This window comes from Bacteroidales bacterium, assembly GCA_013141385.1.
Taxonomy (GTDB): domain Bacteria; phylum Bacteroidota; class Bacteroidia; order Bacteroidales; family Tenuifilaceae; genus UBA8529.
Map to the genome: position 1 here is coordinate 307320 of JABFRB010000001.1, position 10792 is coordinate 318111.

Annotated in this window: 7 protein-coding genes; 5 read left to right on the forward strand and 2 right to left on the reverse strand. The window is 35.0% G+C overall.

Annotated elements, in window-relative coordinates:
* Nucleotides 1-23: 23 nt before the first annotated feature.
* Nucleotides 24-1283, reverse strand: coding sequence for a PQQ-binding-like beta-propeller repeat protein (locus HOO91_01170; GenBank protein ID NOU16157.1), 1260 nt, complete (start codon nt 1281-1283; stop codon nt 24-26).
* 222 nt (nt 1284-1505) lie between these two features.
* Here HOO91_01170 and HOO91_01175 point away from each other — a divergent pair, with 222 nt between their 5' ends.
* The 5 genes from HOO91_01175 to HOO91_01195 all read left to right on the forward strand — a co-directional run bounded on the left by HOO91_01175 (nt 1506) and on the right by HOO91_01195 (nt 8812).
* Nucleotides 1506-1868 (forward strand): hypothetical protein, encoded by a 363-nt coding sequence (locus tag HOO91_01175; GenBank protein NOU16158.1) that lies wholly within the window; start codon nt 1506-1508, stop codon nt 1866-1868.
* A 16-nt stretch (nt 1869-1884) separates the two neighbouring features.
* Complete coding sequence (locus HOO91_01180) at nt 1885-2775, forward strand: hypothetical protein (protein ID NOU16159.1); 891 nt, start codon at nt 1885-1887, stop codon at nt 2773-2775.
* Nucleotides 2776-2887: 112 nt separating this feature from the next.
* Nucleotides 2888-3439: a YceI family protein gene (locus tag HOO91_01185; GenBank protein ID NOU16160.1), complete on the forward strand. Its 552-nt coding sequence runs from the start codon at nt 2888-2890 to the stop codon at nt 3437-3439.
* A 104-nt stretch (nt 3440-3543) separates the two neighbouring features.
* Nucleotides 3544-6663: a SpoIIE family protein phosphatase gene (locus HOO91_01190; GenBank protein ID NOU16161.1), complete on the forward strand. Its 3120-nt coding sequence runs from the start codon at nt 3544-3546 to the stop codon at nt 6661-6663.
* Between the two features lie 106 nt (nt 6664-6769).
* On the forward strand, nt 6770-8812 hold the full coding sequence (locus HOO91_01195) for a TlpA family protein disulfide reductase (protein ID NOU16162.1): 2043 nt from the start codon (nt 6770-6772) through the stop codon (nt 8810-8812).
* 703 nt (nt 8813-9515) lie between these two features.
* Here HOO91_01195 and HOO91_01200 read toward each other — a convergent pair.
* Nucleotides 9516-10526, reverse strand: a complete 1011-nt coding sequence (locus HOO91_01200) for a linear amide C-N hydrolase (protein NOU16163.1) — start codon at nt 10524-10526, stop codon at nt 9516-9518.
* Between the last annotated feature and the right edge of the window lie 266 nt (nt 10527-10792).

A 10792-nucleotide genomic window follows, 5' to 3' on the forward strand; every position in this document is an offset into this window, starting at 1 on the left:
TAAATCAGTTTGTTTGCTACTCATTATCTCTTTAAACAGTATAAAATCCCGTTAGTGCTTGTAAAAATAATGACCTCATTTGAAATATATGGTGTAGAGAATATACCTCCTAGCTCATATTCTACCTCAAGAAACTGCCCATTTGATTTGATAATTGAGTAAATATCATCCCTGTAGGAGTCATCGGGTTTGAAATATTTGATACGATTTTTCTGATAGGAGAAAGTTTCAAAACTCCACATTTTTTCCCCAGTACTTAAACTGATACCGTGAAGTTTACCTATGGTTGTACCCAAATACATCATGCTTTTGCTGTATGCATTATTCCCAAAAACAAGAAACTCCATATTTTTTTTCCAATACTCTTTCCCTGTTTCGGGATTTGCAGCAATCAAAACACGCTCATCAGCAGAACCAATGTACAGTATTGAATCATGGACATTATTACAAAGACCCCAACCTCGGGTAAATGCTTTGTTCCAATGACAATATCCCTTTTCCTGATCAAGTGCATAGATATTATAATCTCTAGCACCAATAAAAACTAGATGGTTAAAAGTCGAAGGAGATCCTTGAACTTCACCAATTGGAAAGTATTGATGACCTACTGTCTTGAACTTCCAGACCAATTCACCTGACGAAAGGTTTAAAGCATACACATACCCATCGAATGAACCAAAGAATATCTTGTTATTATCAATTGTTGGAGTGGTATGGACAACATTTCCTGTCTGATATTGCCAGACTAAAATACCTGTTTCTGCGTTAATGGCATATAAATTTCCATCCCCAGAGCCGAAGTAGAGAATCCCATTTGCCAAAGCAGGAGAGGAGTGAAAATAATCGGCAAAATCATATTTTTTTTCTCCCTTTGTTTTAAACGTCCATACTTTCTCCCCAGTCGTTTTACTTAAAGCGTATAAAATTCCATCTCCACCATTTAAATATAGGAAATCATTGTTAATGCAGATATTTGAGCGGATTTCACCATTTGTTCTAAATTTCCAATTTTCTCTACCTGTTTTGATATTTAGAGCGTATAGGGTACTATCGAGACCACCAAAGTAAACCGTAGTATCGCTTACAATGGGGGAGGAAAATATTGGGGAATTAATATTAAAAACCCAATCGATTTTAGGCTGCTCTTTAATATCATCTACGAGATAAGAGGGAGTAATTGAATTATTTTGGGCAAAAGAATTAGTGAATAAGATGCTAAATGATATAAACACCAGTGTTCCTAATGTATTTGAATAGGTTTGCTTTTGAATGGACTGTAACATATTCTATAAGATTTTTATTTGGGGCAATTTAAGTAGAAAGTTTCAAAGAAAAACTTTACTAATATATTTAATTCAAAGAAGTTATGATCTAATCAAATATTTCCAGTTCTTATATTCACTAAAACAAATTATTTCTTCTAAAGTTTTAAAATGAACACAAATATTAGGGATATCCTCAAAATTATGTAATTTGCTCTCCTAATGAATTGATATTTTTTTGTTATGAAAATTAGATTGTACTTAATCCCAATACTTTTGATTATTTTTTTTTCCTTTACTCAATGTAAGAATAACAATGAGGAAGATTTATACGGTGATGATTGTGATACTTTGAATATGACTTACTCAAGGGTTAAATTTATTTTTCAAAATAATTGCTACTCTTGCCATTCGGCAAACCTTTACTATAGGGATATTAAAACAGATACTTACGAGGATTTAAAGGCGGCTATAAATACAGGAAGACCTTGGGGTGCTATAAATCGTTTTGATGGTTATTTACCAATGCCAAACGGTCAACCAAAACTCGATGATTGCTTGATAAAAAAAATTGGAGCTTGGATTCATGCCGGTATGCCCGAATAATTTAATAATCAGTGCTATGAACAAAAATATTTTTTTCATATTTCTATTCTTGTCTATTGGATATACTGTAAATGCACAAAGTTTGCTGGATTCTCTTGATAGTATTGTAAATCAGCCCAAGCAAATTGAGTACACCGAAGCAACATTTAAGGCAACCCGATTTGTGAATGGCCATGCCGTTGAATTAATAGGAAGGAGAGAATTAGCGGTGATTGTTGCGCACAGATTTGCACCTATTTCCGAGGGTGCCTACAATTATTTTGGGCTAATGCATAATATTTTCAGGCTGGGTTTTGATTACGGTTTGTCGAATAGAATTGACATTGGGCTGGGTGCTGGTACTTACCAAAGAACTTTTGATGGTTTCCTTAAAATTAAACTATTGAGGCAATCAAAAGGGAGTAAGAGAATGCCAGTAACAGTTGTATTTACTACTACAACATTTATATCGGCTGAAAAGTGGGTGGATCCAAATAGGGATAACCTTTTTAGTTCAAGGCTTTGCTATTCCCATCAGTTACAAATTGCCCGCAAATTTAATGATAAAATTTCGCTTCAGTTGACTCCGGGAGTTGTTCATCGCAACCTAGTAAAAGATGATGCCGATCAAAATAACGTTTATTCGATTGCAATGGGAGGAAGGCTAAAGCTTACTAAACGATTAGCTTTTAATGCGGAGTATTACTATTTGTTGCCCGGTAAAACGGTCGATGATTTCGTGAATTCTCTCTCTCTTGGTTTCGATATTGAAACCGGTGGTCATGTTTTTCAACTTTTATTCACAAATTCAATTTCTCCACAGGAAAATGTATTTATTCCAGAAACTACCCATAAATGGAGGGATGGAGATGTCCATTTCGGATTTAATATTATTAGAGTATTCGGATTAGCACACACAAAAAAATAAACAACTCATTTCTAAAAACCTGCTTTCTTTAATGGTTTATTTGAAATTTCTATTAGTTTGAATGATTAAACATTTCGAACGTTTTTGAGTTAATACATTAAATAATCTCAATATGATTAAAAATATCATCCCCCTATTATTTCTTTTATTCCCTCTACTTGGCAATTCTCAGGGAGTTCTGTTCTATACAAATTCTGGTAAGGTGAATTTCACATCCGACGCACCTTTGGAGGTAATAAAAGCATCGTCTAATTCAGTAGCAGGAGCGGTGAAATCATCTGATAGATCTTTTGCTTTTAGTGTGCTTGTAAAAAGTTTTGAAGGATTCAATAGCAGTTTACAGCGTACGCATTTTAACGAGAACTACCTTGAATCAGATAAGTATCCAAAAATTACATTCGAGGGTAAAATAATTGAGGATATTAATCTAGGAAAAGATGGTACATATAATATACGAGGGAAAGGTAAATTCTCCGTACATGGCGTAACTCAAGAGAGGATAATACCTTGTAAAATTATTGTTAGTAACGGTAAACTTTCTATATCAGCAAATTTTACAGTATTTCTGGATGATCATAATATCAAAATCCCTGCAATTGTAAATCAGAAAATTGCCGAAGAAATTCTGGTCTCTATCAATATCGAGATGATAATTAAGAAATGAGAATATTTAATATGATAAAAAGATGCTTATTTCTGACTTGTTTCTTTGGTCTATGGATTAATAGTACCATGGCTCAAAGTCCACATTTCGAATTATATAAGGTGATGAAGAACAAGAAGGATGTAAATGTAAATACTATCTTTCAGGATAAATCAGGCTTTATATGGGTTGGAACAAATCAGGGATTAGTAAAATACAATGGCATAGAATTCACCCCTTTTACAACGGAAAATAGCCTATTAAGCAATGAAATTACTGCAATTACTCAGGATTCAGCGGGTATTATGTGGATTGGTCATCAGAATGGTAGTATAAGTATATATGATGGAGAGAATTTTGCTCCCTTTAAACCAGAAGAGGGGATAAGTTCTGTTGAAATATCAAGTTTTTTAATATCAAAATCCAATACTGTTTGGTTTACAACATATGGCGAAGGAGTCTATTATTGGGGTGGTAAAAATCGTAAACGTGTATACAATATCAATACCGATGATGGTTTGTTAGATAACTATACCTATTCCATTGTTCAAGGAGAAAATTCAAATATTTACATATCTACCGATAAAGGAATTTGTGTTTACGACACCACAAAACAAGCCATTGTGGATAGTATTACCATGTCCGATGGCTTACCCGATAATATTGTAAAACATCTTTGTTTCACGCCTGATAAAAAACTCTGGATTGCGATGGAGGATGGAGGCCTATGCAGTTATGATATTGAAACAAAAAAATTCAATTTAGTCAGCAATTGGATATTTGGTAGCATCAATGATTTTGTGATAGTTAACCCCTCTGAGTTTTGGATAAGCACAAAACGAAATGGAATTGTAAAACTTAATATTGATGCAAACGGTGTTGCTTGGTACAAAGAATATGGTAAATCCCAAGGTTTATCAGTGCAAACCAAAACTGTATTCCTCGATCGTGAGCATAACATTTGGATTAGCTCAAAGGAGGGCTTAACCCTTCGTAAGAACAACTGCATTGAATTCCTCGATGAACATGATAACTTCAATATAAAGAACATCTACAACCTTGCATTCGACAAGAAAGGGTGCATTTGGGTTGCCTCTCAGGAGGGTCTTTTTAAGGTTATTATCTCCGAAATGGGGAAGATATCGGTTCAAAAGGTGTTGGATAACCCTACTAGTTTCTTACTATTCATATCTGTTTATTGTGATTCGGAAGGATTTATTTGGGCTGGAACCTATGGCTATGGCGTTTATCGAATTAATCCAGATGATTTAACCTATAAAGTTTTCAATACTAACAATGGGTTGGCTAACAATAATGTAATATCTATCAGCGGGAAAAAGGATACCATCCTCTTTTCGACTACTGGTGGTGGTGTTTCAATCTACGATTCTAAAAACCCAAAATCATTTAAAACGCTATCAATTGATAACGGTCTAACATCAAATTACATATATTGTTCTTTTATTGATTCCAAGAGTAGGCTTTGGTTTGGAACCGATGGCGGAGGTATTGCTTGTATGACTAAAGGGGTATTTCAAAAATGCGAAGATCAACGCGATTCTCTTTTCAGCCGTGTATTCTATTCAATCACCGAAGATCAATCTGGAAAAATTTGGTTTGCCAGTGCCGATAAGGGTATTTATATCTATGATGGCTCAGCCTTTAAAACTATCAACGAGATAAATGGCCTTAGAACAAACTCAATTCGAAGTATCACTCGTACACGCGATGGTAAAATTATGCTTGTAAGCAACGAGGGTATTGATTTATATGATGAAACAAACAAAACATTCGAGTACTGGGGCGAAGAAGATAAGGTTGCATATCAGGAGCCAAGCCTTAATTCCGCTGTAACTGATTCTAAAGGGACTATTTGGATTGGTACGCAGGAGGGAGTTATTAGCTATACCCCATCAATGGATACAACAATTCAGCAAGAACCAAACCTACAGATTACTCATAGATTACTCTACTCAAAGCAGGTTTCACAATTTAAAACAAAATTCAGCTATACCCAAAATTACTTTACATTCCAGTATATTGGACTTTGGTATAAAGCTCCTGCAAAATTGCAGTACAGGTATAAACTTGAGGGTGCCGATATTGGATGGAGTGCACCTACCAGAACTCTTCAGGCTAACTATTCTAACCTCAGTCCTGGTAATTATAGATTTGTTGTGGAGGTATCGCATATCCCTGGAAAATGGATTAGCAGCCCCAACGCAACTTACTCATTTATAATTAAACCCCCATTCTACTTTACATGGTGGTTTATTTCGGCAATGGTAATAATCATTGTTATTGGAATATTTGCAATTATTAAATACCGTACCGCAAAACTTGAACGTGATAAGGATATACTTGAAGAGGAGGTACGTAAACGTACTCGTGAAATACAAATGCAAAAGGAGGAGATTGAAACCCAGCGCGATGAAATTGAAGAGCAGCACCAGTTTGTTACTGAGCAAAGAGATCGGATAGCAACTCAAAACAGAGATATAAAATCAAGCATTGAGTATGCTAGTAGAATTCAGCAGGCAATGCTTCCTCCAATCGAACTGATAAAGCACTACTTCAAGGAGTATTTCATACTTTATCAACCTCGTGATATTGTTAGCGGCGATTTTTACTATTTTAACCAGCGTGAGGGAAAAGTTATTTTTGCAGCGGCAGACTGCACAGGACATGGTGTCCCGGGTGCATTCATGAGCATGCTGGGGGTAACGCTGCTCAACGATGTTGTTACTGATATCAATGACTTTAGTGCGGCTAAAATCCTCACAGAACTTCGAGTTAGGATTAAAGCGGCCTTGCGACAAAAGGGTTTTGATGGTGAAACAAGGGATGGTATGGATATCTCATTATGTGTCTTTGATCCATTAAAGAAGAGAATAAACTTTGCTGGAGCATATAATCCGCTTTTTGTGGTTAGAAATAATGAGTTAAGCGTATATGCTGCTGATAAAATGCCGATTGGCGTATTTCCTCGGGAAGATGATTTTACTGATCAGTACGTTGATTTAGTGGAGAATGATATGATTTACATTTTCACCGACGGTTATCATGACCAATTGGGCGGTGAAAGGAATACTAAATTTTTGATTAAAAACTTCCGAAATCTTATTGTTGAAATTACCAATCACCCAGCTCAGTTACAAAAAGAATTACTAGCCGAAAGAATAGATCTATGGAGGGATGAGCATTCTCAGACCGATGATATGCTTGTTATTGGGATAAGGATATAGGAGATTCAGTTAGATTCATTTTATTTTCATTTTAGTTTTTATGTTATTTCGAAATAACGCTTATTTTTGAGTAGTATTAAAATTGATACTCAAAAAAATAGAATTTATGATCAGGTTGATTTTGACTTTCCTTATCTCATCCGTTTTTTTCATCTCACAAGCCTCAGCCCAGTTCACCTACAAATGGATGAATCACAAGATTTCTGTAAAATCGAATATTGAACTTCGTAGTAGCAACGGCTCAAACGAATTTCACCTTGAGGGCAATGGGATATCAATCGACTTTGCAACCCTTGGAGGTATGGAAGGAATTAATGGCTTAGCATCTTCATTAGACACCTACGCCTCTGCATTTGGTTATAAAACATCTGGAAAAGCACGTGAAATTTGGGACGTTAAAACCATGGCTGTTGCTAGGCTTGATGGGCAAAGAGGCGATCGTAGCATGATTTTATGCCTTATGGCTTCAAAGGACTTTAAAAGACATTTTACTTGTGAAATATTATTTTCTGAGGATCAACGTGATAATATAGAATCCATAATAAAAGGAATTTCATTTGAATCGGGATCTACTTACGAAAATACTGTTTCCAATGAACAAAATAACGATGCAATTAAAACTAATGATGATCATCAAGTTGCTGTTGATGAAGGAAATGAAGATATTACACAGCCTAATGATAATCATAAAAATAGCATAGAAGTTGGGTCATTTGCTCCCGATTTTACGTTAAATGATATCAATGGAAAATCGTTAAACCTTTCATCCTTTAAAGAAAAAATTGTATTGTTAGATTTTTGGGGTACTTGGTGTGGCCCTTGCATTAAATCAATCCCCAAATTAAAAGAGTTGTATAATAAGTATGGTAGTTCAAAATTTGAAATTATCAGCATAGCCAACGATGTGAATGCTAGTAAGTGGAAAAACACGGTATTAGCCAAGGAAATGAAATGGCGCAATGTGATTGATCAGAACGAAAAGGTTTGTAAATTATATCAGATCAAAGCATACCCTTCACTTTTCCTGGTAGATAAAAACGGAAAATTCGTTGCCATCCAAACTAGCGATTATGAGGTTGAAGAATACCTTAAGCAGAATGGAGCTTCTACCTCAAACCAATCCACTCAAGTAACTCATGAGTATAATCAGCCACAGCAGGAAACAGAGAATGTAATAAATAATGAAGCGGTTACTAATAATCATCCTACTGGAACGCCTGTTCAAAGGCTTACATGGCAAATTCTAAGCACCTATTCTCCCGATGGATATTTTATTCTGGATGAATTTTATAAAGCACCTACTGAGTATGGTGGGCAAACCCAATCAGGTGATGATGATTTTACTACATGGATTGATGGGCAATCGGAGGAGGATATTGTAAAATCATTGAATACTGTTGTACATGAGATGGATCATGGATTTACAGGAAGAGTTTACCTTAAAATTCTTAAGGAAGCCAATAAACCTATAGAAGATGGGGGTTATTCTGCTTTTTATCTTGGTAATAAGGAAACAAGACTTGTACGTCATACGGATGTTTTTGTATCAAAGGAAATTAATTCTGTTTACCCGTCAAACCTTGTAACTTCGCGTTATCAGACCTATGTATATCCATCTGAGCCCATTATGGGGTCACAGCAGAGCGGGGTGTATGGTTTGTTAGATGAATGGAATGCCTATTATAATGGAACAAAGACCAGTTTTGATTTGTACAATTATTATAAGGAGAAGAGGAACGATGCTTCTGGTTGGTCTGAGTTTTTCTCTGATTACTATGGTACTTACTATGCATACCTTGAATTTAAGAGCTATATCCTTGTTTATATGATGTATGCAAAGAATAATTACCCACAGATTTATCAGGGATTTATGGGTAATAGCGATTTGCTTTATTCCCTAAAGAAAACTGATGAAATTTGGAAGTCGTTGATCATCAATTTCAAAAGTTTAAGAACTAAGATTATGGCAGATCTCTCATCAAGAGGCATGGATGTAGAAGAAAAAGATGGATTTATATTTATTAATGGTTCAGGTACTGGTAATTTTTCAGAAACTTATAACAAATTCCAAGAAGAACTTAAAAAGCCCGAATACCAAGAAATAGTTCATGCTCTAGGGTTTGAATACGCTGGTGGTCCTGAGTTTTAATGGCTATTGATCATAATTAGGGATATAAAAAAAAGCGTATCTTGGATTTATGCGGAAGAAGTAATATTATGACTGACGAAATAAGTATTTAGAATATTGAGAATTACAAGATTGACAGTATCTTCATTAATAATCTTGGCTAATATTTACTTTTTGCCATATTCTTTTTTGACACTATTATCAACAGGTGGACCCATGGGATTAGGAATATTAATCTTACCAATTATACTTTCCATAAACTTTCTACTTATTACGGCAGGCTTATCATTTAAGAAGAAATTTCATAAAAGTTTTGGTCTTTTGGTTATAAACATAATCGGACTTATTTGGATAATATTCTGGCTCTACCTTTTCATTCCGTCTTATTAGATAAGTCTGAAAAAAAGATAAAATTGAAAATAGCATGACAATATAATTAACCTGAGTTCGGTGTAAGCATAATATATTGACTATCAGATTAACATTAGATTGTTGCTTTGTCATGCTGAACGGAGTGAAATCCGAAGGATTCGCTGAAAGCAACCATCTGGAATTTAGATAATTAGTTCCTTCGCTTCGTTCAGGATAACATTTTACATCGAGTTGACGTTAGTTTAGCAATATTTTGAGGCAATTTATTTGGATTGATTTAATTATAGTTTTGATTCAAATGTCTAAAAATGGTTTAACAACAAAAAAATCTGAATTTTCAGGTTTGAAAGGTTTATAGAGCTAAGTTGTACTGATACCAATGTGAATACCCTCTCGATAATGAAACGCTTACTGTGCAGTTATTTAAGTCGTATATCATCGACCATATAGTATTTGATTGCGAAACATCCTCAACAAGTTTAAAGGCTTCATCAAGATTAACAATGCCTAGATTGTTCTGTAACTCAGAATGCGCTTTATTATATCTCCAGCAGCTAACATTACTTGGTGCTGAGGTTCCAGTAACAATAAAGTTTGTGCACACCTGCCATGGGTTATCATTTGGGATTACTTTCATCTCTCCTCCAACAAACTCAATAATTGTAGATTTTCCCGATTTATCTGCAATCATATAATGAATAGGAGGATTAGTAAAGCGGATATTATATTTTCCAATAAGTTCTATTGCCTCATCGACCGAAGCTGCGTAATCTAGAACTAAACGAATTACTTCGAGTTCTTCAATGGTAACCTTGGCAGGGTCTATTGTGCAGTGCGCTGCTTCAATTGCCATCATACCTATAGCTACACCTTTTTCATTCATCCCATCGAAAGTTAAGTAGGGCGACCTGCTTAATCGTTGATTGGTTGAAGGATTATCGGGTAAATTATTTCTTGTAAAACCTAAATATTCGAGGTCAACCATCGAAACTGATGAGTAGCCGTTTTCGGGTTTAGTGATTAGCAGCATAGGGATACAATCGTGCCAATCGAAGTTTCGACCAAAGAATGATGTATTAATATTCCCCATTGCAGCAAAGCAGGTGCAGCCCCAAACGTTAGCTTCTTTAATACTATAGTTTTGAGCAAAAACAGGGTAGGTTCCAGTTTTCAGATAATCATCAAAATGATAATCACTACCATAGTTCATTACATAGAAAGGAAAATCATCTACTTTCTGAATCCCGACTATCCCTGAAGTTGGTGTTGTGATTTTGGTTATTATTTGCTCGTTTCCCTTTTTGCTGCATCCAAGAAGAAAACAGAGAATCAGGATCGATTTAATAATCATTTTGTAATTCATAATAGAGGTTTTTGAATAGAATAATAGAATACTGCATTAAAGACCTTAAACAAGGTAATTTACCCTACTGATAATTCTAACTTAATATCTAATGTTTATTAAATAAATTTAGTTTGATGTAAGATATCATTGGCTCCGCCGAACTAGCTCCGCCTTTAGATTTGCATTCAAATAAAAACATTAATTTTCAATACCGATTAACCAGAAGAGTAAAGGTGAACTAGTAGCTCCGCCAGATTATAAGATCTAAGTTCAGCTAAAGACCC

What these genes read in the sequence shown, in the direction of transcription:
- HOO91_01170 (NOU16157.1), bottom strand. Translation starts at nt 1,283, where the DNA reads ATGTTACAGTCCATTCAAAAGCAAACCTATTCAAATACATTAGGAACA.
- HOO91_01175 (NOU16158.1), top strand. Translation starts at nt 1,506, where the DNA reads ATGAAAATTAGATTGTACTTAATCCCAATACTTTTGATTATTTTTTTT.
- HOO91_01180 (NOU16159.1), top strand. Translation starts at nt 1,885, where the DNA reads ATGAACAAAAATATTTTTTTCATATTTCTATTCTTGTCTATTGGATAT.
- HOO91_01185 (NOU16160.1), top strand. Translation starts at nt 2,888, where the DNA reads ATGATTAAAAATATCATCCCCCTATTATTTCTTTTATTCCCTCTACTT.
- HOO91_01190 (NOU16161.1), top strand. Translation starts at nt 3,544, where the DNA reads ATGAAGAACAAGAAGGATGTAAATGTAAATACTATCTTTCAGGATAAA.
- HOO91_01195 (NOU16162.1), top strand. Translation starts at nt 6,770, where the DNA reads ATGATCAGGTTGATTTTGACTTTCCTTATCTCATCCGTTTTTTTCATC.
- HOO91_01200 (NOU16163.1), bottom strand. Translation starts at nt 10,526, where the DNA reads ATGAATTACAAAATGATTATTAAATCGATCCTGATTCTCTGTTTTCTT.